The organism is Bacillus sp. ISL-35, assembly GCF_018613355.1.
GTDB lineage: Bacteria > Bacillota > Bacilli > Bacillales > Cytobacillaceae > Mesobacillus.
In genome coordinates, this window is sequence record NZ_JAGGQK010000004.1 from 432097 (window position 1) to 446891 (window position 14795).

Genomic DNA, 14795 nt, shown 5'->3' on the forward strand with positions numbered 1-14795 from the left:
ATATATAAAGGCTTTTATTTGAATGTTACAAGCATGTTTGTTAAAACTAAGGAAGAAATCAGATAGAGGGAGTAGGAAAATGAGAAAGTTAGTGCCAAGACCATTTACATTCAAAGCTGGAAAAAGAGCAGTATTGCTGCTCCATGGATTTACCGGCAACTCAGCGGACGTCAGGATGCTGGGCCGATTTTTAGAAGGAAAAGGTTATACCAGCCATGCACCAGTTTTTAAAGGACATGGGGTACCGCCCGAAGAACTTATACATACTGGACCTGATGATTGGTGGCAGGACGCACTTGACGGGTATGAATTCCTCAAGAGTGAAGGATATGAGGAGATCGCGGTTGCCGGATTGTCGCTGGGAGGCGTGCTCTCCCTGAAGCTTGGATATACAAAGCCGCTAAAGGGAATCGTGCCGATGTGCGCACCGATGCATCTTAAGACGGAAGAATTGATGTACCGGGGCGTGCTTGAGTATGCGCGCGAATACAAGCGGATGGAAGGTAAGCCGGAAGAGCAAATCGAGACAGAGGTAAAGGCACTCGAGCAAAAATCGATGTCCACCCTGAAAGACCTTCAGGAATTGATCAAGGAAGTCCGTGGAAGCATCGATCTGATTTATGCTCCGACATTTGTTGTCCAGGCGCGCAATGACGTAATCATCGATCCTGACAGTGCGAACATCATTCACGACAGCATCGAATCTGAACATAAAAAACTCAAGTGGTACGAAGAATCAGGACATGTCATCACGCTTGATAAAGAACGTGACCAGCTGCATGAAGATGTTTATGAGTTTCTTGAGTCGTTAGATTGGAAAGAATAAAGTAAAAGAACCCTAAATAGAAGGAGGGATTTATATGGATGAAAATATTAAAGGCCATATAGACAGGCTGTTGCATTATATGAAGGACGAAGCCTACAAGCCGCTTACTGTCCAGGAGCTTGAGAGTGCCTTTGGAATCGAGGACTCCTCGACATTCAAGGAATTTGTCAAAGCGCTTGTGGTCATGGAAGAGAAGGGCCTGGTCGTCAGGACCCGAAGTGACCGGTACGGACTTCCAGAAAAAATGAATCTAGTGCGTGGCCGTTTCAGCGCCCATGCCAAGGGATTTGCTTTTGTTATTACTGAAGAACAGGGCATGGATGACATCTTCATCCCGCCAAATGAAACGAGCAATGCGATGAACGGTGATACAGTTCTTGTCCGTGTGTCTGCGGATAGTTCAGGACAGCGCCGTGAAGGCACAGTTGTGCGCATCCTGGAAAGAGGCGTCTCGCAAATCGTCGGCACATACACCGAAAGCAAGCATTTCGGTTTCGTGATTCCGGATGATAAAAAGTTCACGAGCGACATTTTCATTCCGAAAGAAGCTGGAATGGGTGCTGTCGAAGGGCACAAGGTTGTTGTAAAACTATCGAGCTACCCAGAGGGACGCAAAAGTGCCGAGGGAGAGGTTATCGCGATTCTGGGCCATAAAAACGACCCGGGCGTCGATATTTTATCTGTCATCCACAAGCACGGATTGCCGCTGGAATTCCCTGGTGAAGTCATGGAGCAGGCGAATAATGCCCCAGACCAGATCAACGAGAGTGAAATCGCCAACCGCCGCGACCTGCGTGATGAAGTCATCGTCACAATCGACGGCGCGGATGCCAAGGACCTCGATGATGCTGTCCAGGTGACTAAACTTGAAAACGGAAACTATAAACTAGGTGTTCATATTGCTGATGTCACTTATTATGTTACCGAGGATTCACCGATTGACCGTGAAGCAGAGGAGCGCGGAACAAGTGTGTACCTGGTTGACCGGGTCATCCCGATGATTCCACACCGACTCTCCAATGGGATTTGTTCATTGAATCCGAGGGTCGATCGCCTGACACTGTCATGTAATATGGAAATCAGTCCAGATGGACAGGTAGTAGACCATGAAATCTACCAGAGCGTCATCAAGACAACAGAGAGAATGACTTATTTCGATGTGAACAGGATTCTGGTTGATAAAGATGAAGAAACGCGTTCACGTTATGATTCTCTTGTTCCAATGTTTGAAATGATGGAAGAGCTGGCCGCAATCCTTCGTAAAAAGAGGATGGAGAGAGGCGCCATCGATTTTGATTTCAAAGAATCAAAGGTACTCGTTGATGAAGAAGGACACCCAACAGATGTCGTTCTGCGCGAGCGTTCTGTCGCTGAAAAACTGATCGAAGAGTTCATGCTTGCTGCGAACGAAACCGTCGCTGAGCATTTCCACTGGTTGGATGTTCCGTTCATCTACCGTATCCACGAGGATCCAAAAGAAGACAAGCTGAGGAAGTTTTTCGAGTTCATCACGAACTTTGGCTATATTGTAAGAGGGTCGGCCAATTCTGTCCACCCAAGGGCGTTACAGGAAATCATCGAAGAAGTCCAGGGCAAGCCTGAAGAAATGGTTGTCGGGACGGTCATGCTCCGTTCGATGCAGCAGGCAAAATATTTTCCTGAAAGCCTTGGACACTTTGGACTTTCAACCGAGTTCTACACGCATTTCACATCACCAATCCGGCGTTATCCTGACTTGATTGTCCACCGATTGATTAGGACGTATTTGATCGAGGGCAAGCTTGACCAGGCGACGAAGGAAAAATGGAATGCGATGCTGCCTGATATTGCGGAGCATTCATCCAATATGGAACGCCGCGCAGTTGAAGCTGAACGTGAGACAGATGAACTGAAGAAAGCGGAATACATGGAAGACAAGGTAGGTACGGAATACGATGGCATCATAAGCTCAGTCACGAACTTCGGGATGTTCGTCGAGCTTCCGAACACAATCGAAGGACTCGTCCATGTCAGTTATATGACAGATGACTACTACCGCTTCGATGAACGCCAGATGGCAATGATCGGCGAGCGTACGGCAAATGTCTTTAGAATTGGAGATGAAATCACCGTCCGTGTCATCAACGTCAACAAGGATGAGCGATCCATCGATTTCGAAATTGTCGGCATGAAAGGCACGCCTAGACGTGAACGTCCTGCACAGCCTAAAGTCTTCAAGACGCGCAGCAGCGAAAAGAAACCTCGCCGCGGAAAAGAAGAAGAAGGCAAGCGCCAAGGGAAAGGTTCTGGCGGAAGAGGATCAGGAGGCGGCAGAAACGGCTCCGGATCCGGTTCAAAACCAAAGAGCAAGAAGAAAAAGTTCTTTGAAAATGCTCCAGCCGCAAAACGCAAATCGAAAAAGAGAAAATAGCCAACTCTTATTGGAGAGCTCCTGAAAAAGGGGCTCTCTGTTGTCCTGGCTTCCGCTTTTCGTTGTGGGAGAGGGGTTTATTTGCTAAAATGAGAGAACAGAAAAGGGGGAAGTTTTTATGCCAAAAGGAGAGGGAAAAGTCGTCGCGCAAAATAAAAAGGCGAACCATGACTATTTCATCGAAGAAACGTATGAAGCCGGAGTCGTCCTCCAGGGAACAGAGATCAAATCAATCCGTAACGGGCGCGTCCAGCTGAAGGATTCATACGCGAAAGTCCATAATGGTGAGTTATTCTTATATAATCTGCATATCAGCCCATACGAACAGGGTAACCGTTATAACCATGATCCGCTGCGTACGAGGAAGCTTTTGCTTCACAAACGGCAAATCGCCCAGCTGATCGGTGAAACGAAGGAAGCTGGATATGCGCTAGTGCCATTGAAGATTTACCTGAAGAATGGGTATGCGAAGGTTTTAATCGGTCTTGGTAAGGGTAAAAAGAACTATGACAAGCGTGAGACCTTGAAGAAGAAGGAAGCAGGCCGCGACATTGAGCGTGCATTCCGTGAGCGCCAGAAAATGTAAGCTTGTCAGCTGAGGAAGAGTGTACCAGTTGAAAAAAGTACTCAGTGTGTTATAATAATAACTGTCACCAGCGAGTGACAACATAACTTTTGCTCGGCTTAACCGAGTTCTCCTAACGTCTGTATCACAGATACAGCAACCTTTTATATGGGGACGTTACGGATTCGACAGGGGTAGTTTGAGCTTAAGTGGCGAGTCGAGGGGATCGGCCTCGTAAAAACGTCAACGCCTATAACTGGCAAACAAAACAACAACTTCGCTTTCGCAGCTTAATACTGCATAGCGGTTCGCCCCTCCATCGCCCATGTGGTAGGGTAGCGGACTCACTCTAAGTGGGCTACGCCGGATTCCACCGCCTGAGGATGAAGGAAGAGAACAACCAGGCTAGCTGGCCGGCCGCCTGTCGGTAGGCAAAAGGACCAGCGAATCGCCAATATGCCGACTACACTCGTAGAAGCTTAAGTGCCAATATCTTTGGACGTGGGTTCGATTAGTAATTAGTCGCCTTGCGTGGCAACATGCAAGTGAAAATCCGGCTTTATCGGTGAAACCTAAGTCGCCTAGAGCGATAAGGCAATGCCGAGTGGTATGTGGAGCAATCCAACAGCCATGTATCGACTTATAGGCTGCCAACCTGGCAGTACTAGGATGCGTGATCGATCCGGGAATCCGGATAAAACTACATCTCGCATAAAACGCCGGAGGACCTGCCGATGCAGGTTCAAGATATAGTCAGTGCCATGACGAAAGCATGGAATAGCACGTCCCACCGTCTCCACCAATACATATGTTGGTGGATTTTTATTTTTTGAAACTAAAGCATAAGTTTGCCAAGTGGCAGGCTTATGCTTTTTTATTTTAAGATAGATAACGATATTCAAGCACACATTAAATCTTAAAGAATAAATCTTCAAATTCAATTTTTGCTTTTAACATTTCTGGTCTATATTTTCCATTCCGAGGAGTAACTGACTCGTAGTGTTTTAATATCCATAATGCCCGCAGCCGTTTTCGATTGATTCTTAAAAAAGGTTGTATTTGTTGTAAGGTAGATAGTACCTCTAATTTGTTTTTTATGCTTAATGTATAAGAAGACTTGTGAACTTCTGGTCTATAATTCTTTTTATTATTTATCACCCCGCCAATTAAAGACTGGATATATAGCAAAAGTTCTTTATCTGTAGAAGCAATAGTAATCGTGGGTCGACGGTGTTCCTTTTCATGCATCCTTGTTAAGGTAATGCTGCCTTCTCCATCTATAATACCTGCAATATAACTTGCTTCCCAGACTTCCACTATATATCCTCCATTTCATTAAACAAAACATATGTTCTTATATTGATTTTACCGAACCTACATAATCCTGAAAAGTGATTATTAAAATCAATATATTTTTTGCTGGTTTTCTTTTTTCCTAGACAAATCTTGTTCTTGAAAATCTTTATTTCGATCATACAAATAGTCCCATATCCAAGGAAAATGGACTCAACCATAGCAGGAATCAGCTTGGGTTAAAAGCACTCTTTCGCTTTATAGGAGCCAACAACCGACAGAAAATTGTATAACTCTGTCGAATCCTCTCCATGGAAGTTATGAATCCCTGCTTCTGAAAGGGGGTGAGATAGTGCGCATCCGCCATTTTATTTTGATGGGTGTATTTTTAGGCGCGGCCGCTTTCTTTCCGATTAATGCATTTGCAGAGAAAAATAGTTCAGCCGGTCAGCCGGTACCTCAAAACTCTCAAGTACATGAAGTACATACTCAAGTTATACGTAAACCGGATACTCCAGAGGCTTCGAATAAAGCAATACCCGTTAATCCTGAGAACATAAATAGAAAGCCAGAACAAGCGGGTCAGAAACCAGTGCAGAAGCCTGATTCCCGGCCAGTCCAATCGGTTAAACCTGATCAAAAATCACCTGACAAGACGGGTAGGAATAATAATAAGCTTATTCCTTCTATAAAAAAGAAGATAAAGGCTGGGAAACCTCCTGAAACTGCTGTAATGGAGAAAGGCCAAGCGCCGATTCAAGCAAAGCCAAAAGTTATGAAAGCTAAGATTAAAAAGGCTTCTAAAATGCTTCCTCCAAGTCAAAGGAGGTACCAGACTGATGGCAACAGCCACAATCTAGACGGAAAAGCAAAACCTGATACTTTTACAGAAAATAAAAAGCTTTCAATTTCAAAAAAGAAACGCAGTTCTCTGAATGTATCGGAGGAACGCTTAATCGAAGATAAACAGAAGACTCCTTCTGGCAATAGGAAGAATCCTAGAGTAATTGAGATTATGAATATTCCTCCACAACGAACGCAAACGCCTGGAGGGCAATCAAATGAGCAAATCAGCGCGGGGGCAGGTACATTAAGCTATATTGCAGGTTTGTTTGACTGCAATGAGTACTTTAGCAGGAAACATGGACGTATCTATAATACCCGTCAGGCTGATTACCTACATCAATGGATCAATGCACCACCTTTACCACCACCAAAGGCAGCTCCTTTTTTCTTAACGTTTATTGCTTAAATAGCTAAATAAAAACGATAGTAAAAGGGAGCAAAATGAGAATGAAAAACATAAAGAAACTGGTAAAAACTTTCGTCGCAACCACAGTATTGTCATTTGGTATTATTTCTGGGGGCCATTTCACTGAAGCTGCTGCACCTGATCAAGCAAACAGTGCGCAGAATCTTCAGGGACGTGAAAAAGCATCTTCTGTCAGTTCGGCAACTCCTAAAAAGGCCGATATTGCAGTTCAGCCTAAAGCAGAAATAAAGCCGGAGGTAACTGCATCTGAAGCAGAAGCCAAATTAGAGGTGACTGCACCAAAGAAAGAAGCAAAGCCTGAAGCTGATTCCCAGCCTGAAACAGAAGAAAAGATTGTAGAGCCTTCACAGTCTAATAACGTTAAAGCCCAGCTAAAGAAAGAAAATAAAATCAGCAAATCGCAGGCAGGTTTGCATGCAAGTGAAACGGCAAGATCGCATGCTGCCGCAAATTCAGCGATTTTCTCTAACAGCCCATCCGAAGAAAAGACCGAACCTGAAGTTCAAACGGAATATTATTATGGAACTGATTCGGCTACGTCGATACCGAATCCTGCTGGGAATGATTTTTATCTTGGAAAGTTGGGATATGGTAGCATCGTTCAATTTGACGGAGGCACGGGCAGCGGAAAATTCTTCAGCAGTGCCAGAGCAGAGGAAGCTGCATATGTTTATGGTTACTGGTTTTTAACTGGTATGCAACAGGCACCTGCCGGTATCTCTGCAAGTGAATGGGGAGCGCAGCAGGCAAAATTGGCACTAGAAACCTATGAAGCTATGAAAAGCGTCTATGGTTCGAAAGTAAGACCTGTTATCTTTATTGATGTTGAACCAGCATTAACTGGTACGAAAGAATATGACTATGCAAACAATCAGGCGATCTATACCGCTTTTGTCAATTATCTGAATCAATATGGGGAAGGCGTTAAGCCTGGTACCTATTCCTCAAAATGGAGCTGGGAAGTTTCAATGGGGGAATTTTCGCCAAGCACTCCGGGAGCATATTGGGTTGCCTATTATCCTGGTGACATTCCTGAAGATTTAACAACCAACAATCCAGACTGGGGCAATTTCCCGGGAACAACCGAAAAAGCACAAATTTGGCAGTATTATGGCGGGGAAAATGACTATAATGTAGCCTGGATGCTTCCTTAAGATATATAATCTTGCAAACCCTAAGCCTAACTTTTCCTTAAGGGGATTAGGCTTTTTGCTGTTTCTGCTACGATAGCGGGCTTATGCAAATTAAAAGGTCGTTTCAAACTCTCATTGTAGCTTGTCTTTTTATTTTCTGTACTCCATGACAAACACTTGTTTCAGGGTTTTGCTATATATTACAACATAATATATTTGAATCGAGGTATGTTGTATGGCGATCAGAAGAGCAACTCAGGAAGAGGCAAACCATCTTATTCAGCTGTCCGGGAAAGTGACGAAGGAAAGCTCGATGGGATATGCTGAAAATAATGTGCAGAATGCGTATAACCTTTTTATGCCCGTCATTCAAAATGGAGGTTATTTTCTCATCGATATCGAACAACGCAGACTGAGGGGATGGATTCTCCTGGTTACAGACTTGAATCCTGTGAAGGGCCAGGTCATGGGGAATTTGCTTAGTGTATATGTATACCCAAAGTACAGAAAATCGGGTGTCGCCCGGGAACTTGCGATAGCCGCGATTAATGAGTTTAAAGCGCTGGGGATCAGGACGATCCAGCTTAATGTGTTCAATGGAAATCCTTCAAGAATACTGTGTGAAAACTTAGGATTTAAACCTATCTCGACGATAATGGAATTGAATTTTTAATAATCCATTCCGCATGCGATCATAGGATTGAATTGCTCTTGTACCATAATTGCAGTTTTATTAAGCCGGGTAGAATCAAGGTCGTGGCAGAACTGGGCCCAGACAAAATCGGCAGAACATGCATAAATATGGAGAAGAGGAGGTTTTTGAATATGCATCCATATATAAATGGTTATCAACGAAATGATTATAGATTTGGCGCTGGTTTTGGCTGGTTGCCGTTTTTAGGCGGTTTAGCGGGTGGATTCCTTGGCGGGGCTTTGGCAGCTCCCCGGCCATTGCCGCCGCCACCTTTCGGATATCCAGGAGCAGGCTTTGCTGGAGGAGGTTACTTTCCTCCTGGCGGTTATCCTGGCCCAGGCTTGGGCGGCTATCCTGGTGGCAATATAGGCGGATACCCAGGTGGTTATGGCGGTTATCCGGGAGTGGGAGCAGCAGGCTATCCGGGTGCGGCTGGAACCGGCTACCCGATGGGACCAGGCGGAGCTGGATACCAAGCAGACGGCTATCCATTCTACGGAAATTCAAATTTAGATTCGTTCGGCTCTGGTTATCCGGATAATGCTAATAAAGCACTTTCTAAATTTTAGCGAGTGAAAAAAGGACTCAAAGGATAACACGTTCTATTTCCAGTCGCAAAATCAATTAATATAAGTCAAAATGACCATCAAATGCAGTTTAATTTGATGGTCTATTCTTTTTGTAATACAGACATTCTTTTTAATAAAATCTAACATTATAAAATTTGCATATCAATTTATAAACTAAAAGAAATTTATGTCCATCTAGAACTGAATCACTTGTTAGCGAAATAAGGAACTTTATATTAGATTATAATTGAATACAGAGTCATATAAATAATTAGTATTCCCATACCAATTAAAACAATTCTCCAAAACCAATAATCACTTATAAAAGCAGGTAAATCAATTAATCCCCTATCTGATTCCTTCACACTTTTTACGAACCACTCAATTCGAAACAAACCTATCCATAAGAAAATGACACCAACTATGATAATAAATAACCCAGCTAATATATCAAGCACCTTAAAGATACCTCAACTCGTTTTTTATTTACTTGTTTATACGTTTCCCGATTCAATTATGTTTCATTTCACACCTTGCTAAATTACACCGCCATTTGAAAAGGCAATCGAAATTCTTATTGAACTATACTCCTCTGTATGTCTAATAAGACTCTTGGTTATTCAAGAAAAATGCCAATCAGGAATAAAAAGTATACAGTTGAAATTAAGATTGCTAATAAAATTAAAGCACTTCTTTTAACTCTAGAAAGTTCCTTAAATCTTGAAGAAGTATCATAAATTAAAAATAAACAAATTAGTTGAATCAAAATAGCCATAATTACTCTGTAAACATCTATAGAATCTAAAGCACTTAAGGGTTTATCGAAAACCTTACTTTCTCTGGCAAATGTATTTGTTAATCCGAGTACTCCAAACAATACAAAGAAGTATAAGAACGCTTTAATACTTTTCATTAAATCCCCACTTATCGTTAATATTCCTCTGGTTTTTTAATTCTTTTTTGGCCCACATCAAACAATTGACTTCCTCTATATTACTTCCTTCTGGTTCAATCCACCAGATATCTTCACTCTCTTTTTCGGCAGATTAACATTTGAATTCGTGAATTGTAAAACTTCTCTCTGTTCCACTCTTCTTTAAATAAACCATGCAATACTGCTGGAAAACATGAATAGATATAGGCATGACGGTAAAAAGCAAGAAAAGTCAGGAGTGGGAATATGCCTGCAATCAATGGAACACAGTTGAAAGAAAGAATCAGGGATTTGAAAAGCAATATCTGGTTTGATGGACAGAAAATCACTGGGGACATCATAGCACATCCTGCCTTTAAGGGAGTGATCGATAGCAAGGCCGGCTTGTATGATTTTCAGCTTGAAGAGGAAAATTTGCCGCTGATGACCTATAAATCGCCGTCAACCGGAAACCGGGTGGGCCGGTCTTTTCATCCTACCGTCAAAAAAGAAGATCTGGAACTCAGGAGGCTTGCCGCCGGGGAGTGGGCAAAACTGACTGGCGGAATGATGGGGAGGACCCCTGATTACATGAATACAGCCTTAATGGCTCTTGGTGCTTCAGCAAATGTCTTTGAAGGAAAAAATAAATTAGGCAGGAATGTGACATATCTTTATGAAAAGGCAAGAGAGAATGACCTTACCTTTTCTCATACGTATGTCACGCCGCAGGTGAACCGTTCGCTCGCGTATATTGAAGATAAGGAGCAGCCTATTTCTGCCCGGGTGGTCAAGGAGACAGCTGACGGGATATATATTAAGGGTGCCAGGTTATTGGCTACACAAGGCGGTATCACAGATGAACTGATGGTTTTGCCGGCCGGCGGTAAATTCATCGAGGAAGATTATGTTTACGCCTTTTCGATTCCGAGCAACACAGAAAACTTAAAGTTTGTCTGCCGGGAATCGTTTGTCTATAATGAATCCCATTTTGACCATCCGCTCGGGTCACGGTTTGAAGAAATGGATACGATCGTAATTTTCGACAACACCTTTGTGCCGTGGGAGAGGGTATTTTTATATAAAGATCTTAATGCAGCGATGAATCTCTTCAACGAAACGAATTTTAATACCTTTCTGATTCATCAGACGTTATCAAGGCAGCTAACAAAATCGAGGCTGTTCCTGGGAACGGCCCAATTAATCACGGAAACGATCGGGATTGGCGAATATCAGCATGTAAAAGAAAAAATCAGTGAAATTATATGTGGTGTGGAAATGATGAAGGGGCTGCTTTTATCCTCGGAAATGCAGGCGAGGGAAAATAGTTCCGGCTTGATGGTACCGGATGCTAACCCTCTTACTGTTGCGAGTCTCATGTTTCCAAAGCTTTATCCAAGATTCGTAGAAATCCTTCAGCTGCTGGGAGCGAGCGGCACCATCACCATTCCGACAAGCAATGATTTTAACTCGGATTTAAGAAGTGACCTCGACCTGTATTTGCAGGGAGCAGATACCGATGCTAAGGGAAGAGTTCGATTATTCAGATTGGTGTGGGATATGTGCTCAAGTGCTTTTGCGGGACGGGAAACGATTTACGAGCGATTCTTTTTCGGTGATCCGGCCCGGATTTCAGTGGGCCTGTATAATCAGTATGACAAGAAACCAGCTGTGGATTTGGTGAATGATTTATTGAGAAGTTGAAAGGTAGAAAAATGATGGAAGCCTGGAAATCATCTCTGGGCTTTTTGCTGTCTTTTGGTCCAGAAAGCAATTAAGGTTCCCTACCTAGTTATGCTGTTTTTCTCGATTCATCCTTCTGGCTACCCAGAACGGGAGATACAAAATCACGAAGGTAATCAGCGCAATCACTTCCAGGGATAGGATATACCATGGCCAAGGCCGAGATAATCAATGATCGAAGGATTGACCGGCTTTTCGGAGATATACATATAGTTGCCTTCAATCAGGAAATTGACGATGAAAATGATGAGCGTATAGACGTTCAACCAGAAAAATGCTTTCCAAATGGACTTTCCAGACGGCCGGTATCCTGCCACAAAAACCATGAACAGATTGGCTACGACGGTTCCCCCATGTGAAACGAAGAAATGGATATAGCGGTAATGGGGAAAGGTGTACAGGCTGATGTCGGGTGTGATCATCGCCTGCAATGCACTGCCGACGCCGACAAAATATGTGAATTCAAACAGGACATATCTCTTGTTTAATAGCAATATGGCAGAGAAGATGAGGGAGATGCTGCTTAAGTGAAGGGGCAATGAATACTGGTAGTTCCAGTGTCCACTCCACCAAAGCCAGATCTGCAGGCTTATTTCAGAGGCTATAAGCACAATGAATAATCCGATACGGACAGCAGTGTTGATCCCGGGTTTCCGTAAAGGCTTTCGGAATAAGAAAAGCAGAAGGATCATAAAAAAGAAAGCAGTGAGCGTCAAAAGGTGGACGCTTGAAAACAGCTGAAAAACATTTTCTGTTCCCGGTTCAAAAAATCCCTTCATGATTCCGCCGCCCTTTGTAGAAGTTTTCCATATCCTTACTTTATCATATTCCGAGCTGGCATATATATCAGTTGAAAAACATACATTTCATACGATTACAGTTTGAGGAGGGTGGGCTTATGCAATTTTACTATGGACAACAGATGCCCTTAAGGATTTTGGATGAAGCCGAGTTCTGGAAGCATCAGGAGGAGGAGCATACCGTCGTGATCCGGGAGCTGACACCTGATTTAGAACAGAAGTATGTTGATGCCCTGAAAGAATGGGAAAAAGTATTGGGAGAGACCCGCCATCAGGTTTTGAGATTCATAGAGACGGTGACGAGGACGGGAGATTACATACCTGCCCAGCTGCACCAGCATGTACTGAAGCTTACCTCCTACTATTTGCAGCAAAGCCTCGAATTCATTCAATTATGTGAGAAGATCAAAACAGAGAGTGAAGCAGTTAAAAGCAATCCAACAGCCAAAGTGGTACTGGACCATATCAGCCGTGAGTCAGAGTATTTTGTCGGGATTGCCCAGGCACTTCTGTACCAGCAGACAACTTAATAGCCTATCTAAAATCAGCCAGTGATTGGCTGATTTTTTTATTTCACGGCTTATAACACTCTGAAACTTTTTACCCAAAAGTTCCGTTTAATGATCGAGTATATATTAAAAATTCCTGGAGGAGCCTTCGGATGAGATTTTTCATTCACTACCTGATCAGAGGATTATGCATTTTAGCGGGAATCGTACTTTTTCTATCGATTCCGCAGCTTTTTTATGTGAAGGGAAAACAGCTGATATTTGGACCAGAGTTTTTCTTGTCAGCACTGAAGGAGACCGCTGGGCAGATTTTGCATTTTAATGTGTTGCCGATTGTCCAGCAATGGACGACCACAAGCATGGGCGAGCGCTACTTTTACTCCATGGAGATCCTCTTGCTGTCGCTGCTGGCTATGGTGATTGGAGGCATTCTCCTTACAGGGATTTTCATCATAACCCCAAGAAAACTTCAGTCAAGGCTGAAGGACCTGATTAATTTTAGTGAAGCGGTCCCCGATTTGCTGATTATTTTCATCCTGCAATTTGTCGTGATTTATTTGTATAAGGAAACAGGTTTTAAGCTGTTGAGGCTATATGGCTTGAGCGAGAAATCCTATCTCTTGCCTATCTTGACTGTCTCACTTCTGCCATCGTTTTTTATGGCACAGTTCCTGATCAAGGAAATCGAGGCTGAGTGGGGTAAGGATTATGTCATTTTCGCCAAATCAAAAGGACTGCCTGATCTGGCAATTTACTTTGTGCATATTTTGCGCAATATTTTCCCGATGGCGATCATTCAATTGAGGACGTTCATCTGGACTCTGTTATCGAACCTTGTCTTAATAGAATATCTTTTTGCCCTGCAGGGGTTTACGACTGATTTGGATGATGTATTCACAAAGGATGCGTCTTCAGTGATTATTTTTTGCATGCTGCTTGCGGTTCCTATTCTGGTTATCGACTTCCTGGCCAGGATCACAGCCTATTTTTACCGGGGGAAGGATGAGGTTCAATTATGAAAAATTACCGGAAGACAATTATTGGATCTCTCCTGATCATCGGCCTTTTCACTGTCAGCCTTATGTATCCTTTATATGGCGACAAAGATTTTCATGAAGAATTCTATATTTATGATAAAAACGGATCGATCATTGATAGGGCGCCAACGCCGCCAACACTTGACCATCCATTAGGCACCGACCGAAACGGGCAGGATATGGTCTATATCCATTTATACGGAGCGAAATTCACGATCGCTGCTGTGTTTACGATCACTGCGTTAAGGATTCTAATAGGTGTCCTGACGGGGATTGTGATCGCCATTTGGCTTCCGGGGATGAAAATCTATTTCAAAGATTTTTTCCTTGGATTCCGCTATGTGCCGGGTTTGATCATCGTGCTGTTCCTGATGGCACCTGTGACCGGGCATTATACCGGAATGTCCGTCTGGATTGCCGTAGCCTATCAAATTGGCGTGCTTACACTGGTTGCGTACCCGGCAATTGTCATACTGGTGATTGAATTTATAGAAGAATTGCAGAAAAAGTCTTTCGTTCTATCTTCCTATTTAATGGGAGGCAGCTCTTTCCATATATTAAAGAAACATATGTGGCCCTTCCTGAAGTCGACGGGAACGCTGATGATTGTCCAGCAGATACTCAGTACACTGGTGATAATCATGCATCTGGGGATTTTTGAATATTTCCTTGGCGGCCGGACGAAAGGCGGAATCTTCACCCTGCCCGGGGATATCCCCGTCGCCGAAACTCTATCGAATGAATGGGGCGGCCTGATCGGACAAAACTCCAGGGTTATGCTCCAATATCCATGGATGGTGCTGAGTACCATGGTGTTCTTCTTTTTCCTGATTGTTGTCCTGAATATGATGAAAAAGGAGCTTGAGGGGAATCTGGAGACTGATCGCATTGATTTTAACAGTAAGCGGAAGAAAACGAAACAATTGCAAGCTGACAGGAGCGCCAGCCCCGTTGCTTTTAGGCTGATCAATGACCAAAAACAGGGTAACGACCAAAATGGGTTTACTGGATAATAGGATAAATATACTCA

The 14795-nt window shown here is 43.4% G+C and carries 14 protein-coding genes and 1 other RNA gene; 12 read left to right on the forward strand and 3 right to left on the reverse strand.

Going from position 1 to position 14795, the window contains the following annotated elements:
• Window positions 1-79 precede the first annotated feature (79 nt).
• From J7E38_RS08065 to ssrA, 4 genes are all read left to right on the forward strand, one after another.
• Complete coding sequence (locus tag J7E38_RS08065) at window positions 80-826, forward strand: alpha/beta hydrolase (RefSeq protein WP_214706385.1); 747 nt, start codon at window positions 80-82, stop codon at window positions 824-826.
• A gap of 34 nt (window positions 827-860) precedes the next feature.
• A complete protein-coding gene (rnr, locus tag J7E38_RS08070; protein WP_214706386.1) occupies window positions 861-3236 on the forward strand; it encodes a ribonuclease R in 2376 nt (791 codons plus the stop codon).
• Between the two features lie 118 nt (window positions 3237-3354).
• A complete protein-coding gene (smpB, locus tag J7E38_RS08075) occupies window positions 3355-3822 on the forward strand; it encodes an SsrA-binding protein SmpB (RefSeq protein ID WP_023613945.1) in 468 nt (155 codons plus the stop codon).
• Between the two features lie 157 nt (window positions 3823-3979).
• Window positions 3980-4315: a transfer-messenger RNA gene (gene ssrA, locus J7E38_RS08080) on the forward strand.
• Window positions 4316-4710: 395 nt separating this feature from the next.
• Here the strand turns inward: ssrA and J7E38_RS08085 are convergent.
• Window positions 4711-5118 (reverse strand): LAGLIDADG family homing endonuclease, encoded by a 408-nt coding sequence (locus J7E38_RS08085; RefSeq protein ID WP_214706387.1) that lies wholly within the window; start codon window positions 5116-5118, stop codon window positions 4711-4713.
• Window positions 5119-5446: 328 nt separating this feature from the next.
• Between J7E38_RS08085 and J7E38_RS08090 the strand changes: the two genes are divergently transcribed.
• The 4 genes from J7E38_RS08090 to J7E38_RS23865 all read left to right on the forward strand — a co-directional run bounded on the left by J7E38_RS08090 (window position 5447) and on the right by J7E38_RS23865 (window position 8763).
• A complete protein-coding gene (locus J7E38_RS08090) occupies window positions 5447-6346 on the forward strand; it encodes a hypothetical protein (RefSeq protein ID WP_214706388.1) in 900 nt (299 codons plus the stop codon).
• Between the two features lie 41 nt (window positions 6347-6387).
• On the forward strand, window positions 6388-7521 hold the full coding sequence (locus tag J7E38_RS08095) for a glycoside hydrolase family 25 domain-containing protein (RefSeq protein WP_214706389.1): 1134 nt from the start codon (window positions 6388-6390) through the stop codon (window positions 7519-7521).
• Between the two features lie 214 nt (window positions 7522-7735).
• Entirely contained in the window at window positions 7736-8173 is a 438-nt protein-coding gene (locus tag J7E38_RS08100) for a GNAT family N-acetyltransferase (RefSeq protein WP_214706390.1), read from the forward strand.
• Between the two features lie 152 nt (window positions 8174-8325).
• Window positions 8326-8763, forward strand: a complete 438-nt coding sequence (locus J7E38_RS23865; protein ID WP_214706392.1) for a hypothetical protein — start codon at window positions 8326-8328, stop codon at window positions 8761-8763.
• A 616-nt stretch (window positions 8764-9379) separates the two neighbouring features.
• On the opposite strand, the gene J7E38_RS08110 is transcribed toward J7E38_RS23865, so the two are convergent.
• Entirely contained in the window at window positions 9380-9676 is a 297-nt protein-coding gene (locus J7E38_RS08110; RefSeq protein ID WP_214706394.1) for a hypothetical protein, read from the reverse strand.
• A 267-nt stretch (window positions 9677-9943) separates the two neighbouring features.
• On the opposite strand from J7E38_RS08110, the gene hpaB reads away from it, so the two are divergent.
• Complete coding sequence (gene hpaB, locus J7E38_RS08115) at window positions 9944-11380, forward strand: 4-hydroxyphenylacetate 3-monooxygenase, oxygenase component (protein ID WP_214706395.1); 1437 nt, start codon at window positions 9944-9946, stop codon at window positions 11378-11380.
• Window positions 11381-11544: 164 nt separating this feature from the next.
• On the opposite strand, the gene J7E38_RS08120 is transcribed toward hpaB, so the two are convergent.
• Window positions 11545-12198, reverse strand: a complete 654-nt coding sequence (locus tag J7E38_RS08120; protein WP_214706396.1) for a YwaF family protein — start codon at window positions 12196-12198, stop codon at window positions 11545-11547.
• Between the two features lie 119 nt (window positions 12199-12317).
• Between J7E38_RS08120 and J7E38_RS08125 the strand changes: the two genes are divergently transcribed.
• From J7E38_RS08125 to J7E38_RS08135, 3 genes are all read left to right on the forward strand, one after another.
• Window positions 12318-12749: a DUF2935 domain-containing protein gene (locus J7E38_RS08125; protein WP_214706397.1), complete on the forward strand. Its 432-nt coding sequence runs from the start codon at window positions 12318-12320 to the stop codon at window positions 12747-12749.
• A gap of 131 nt (window positions 12750-12880) precedes the next feature.
• On the forward strand, window positions 12881-13747 hold the full coding sequence (locus tag J7E38_RS08130; protein ID WP_214706398.1) for an ABC transporter permease subunit: 867 nt from the start codon (window positions 12881-12883) through the stop codon (window positions 13745-13747).
• Entirely contained in the window at window positions 13744-14778 is a 1035-nt protein-coding gene (locus tag J7E38_RS08135; RefSeq protein ID WP_214706399.1) for a hypothetical protein, read from the forward strand. The genes J7E38_RS08130 and J7E38_RS08135 overlap by 4 nt, the downstream gene beginning before the upstream one ends.
• Window positions 14779-14795: the final 17 nt, after the last annotated feature.

Coding starts and splice junctions, on each gene's coding strand:
- J7E38_RS08065 (WP_214706385.1), top strand. CDS start 80: ATGAGAAAGTTAGTGCCAAGACCATTTACATTCAAAGCTGGAAAAAGA.
- rnr (WP_214706386.1), top strand. CDS start 861: ATGGATGAAAATATTAAAGGCCATATAGACAGGCTGTTGCATTATATG.
- smpB (WP_023613945.1), top strand. CDS start 3,355: ATGCCAAAAGGAGAGGGAAAAGTCGTCGCGCAAAATAAAAAGGCGAAC.
- J7E38_RS08095 (WP_214706389.1), top strand. CDS start 6,388: ATGAAAAACATAAAGAAACTGGTAAAAACTTTCGTCGCAACCACAGTA.
- J7E38_RS08100 (WP_214706390.1), top strand. CDS start 7,736: ATGGCGATCAGAAGAGCAACTCAGGAAGAGGCAAACCATCTTATTCAG.
- J7E38_RS23865 (WP_214706392.1), top strand. CDS start 8,326: ATGCATCCATATATAAATGGTTATCAACGAAATGATTATAGATTTGGC.
- J7E38_RS08110 (WP_214706394.1), bottom strand. CDS start 9,676: ATGAAAAGTATTAAAGCGTTCTTATACTTCTTTGTATTGTTTGGAGTA.
- hpaB (WP_214706395.1), top strand. CDS start 9,944: ATGCCTGCAATCAATGGAACACAGTTGAAAGAAAGAATCAGGGATTTG.
- J7E38_RS08120 (WP_214706396.1), bottom strand. CDS start 12,198: ATGAAGGGATTTTTTGAACCGGGAACAGAAAATGTTTTTCAGCTGTTT.
- J7E38_RS08125 (WP_214706397.1), top strand. CDS start 12,318: ATGCAATTTTACTATGGACAACAGATGCCCTTAAGGATTTTGGATGAA.
- J7E38_RS08130 (WP_214706398.1), top strand. CDS start 12,881: ATGAGATTTTTCATTCACTACCTGATCAGAGGATTATGCATTTTAGCG.
- J7E38_RS08135 (WP_214706399.1), top strand. CDS start 13,744: ATGAAAAATTACCGGAAGACAATTATTGGATCTCTCCTGATCATCGGC.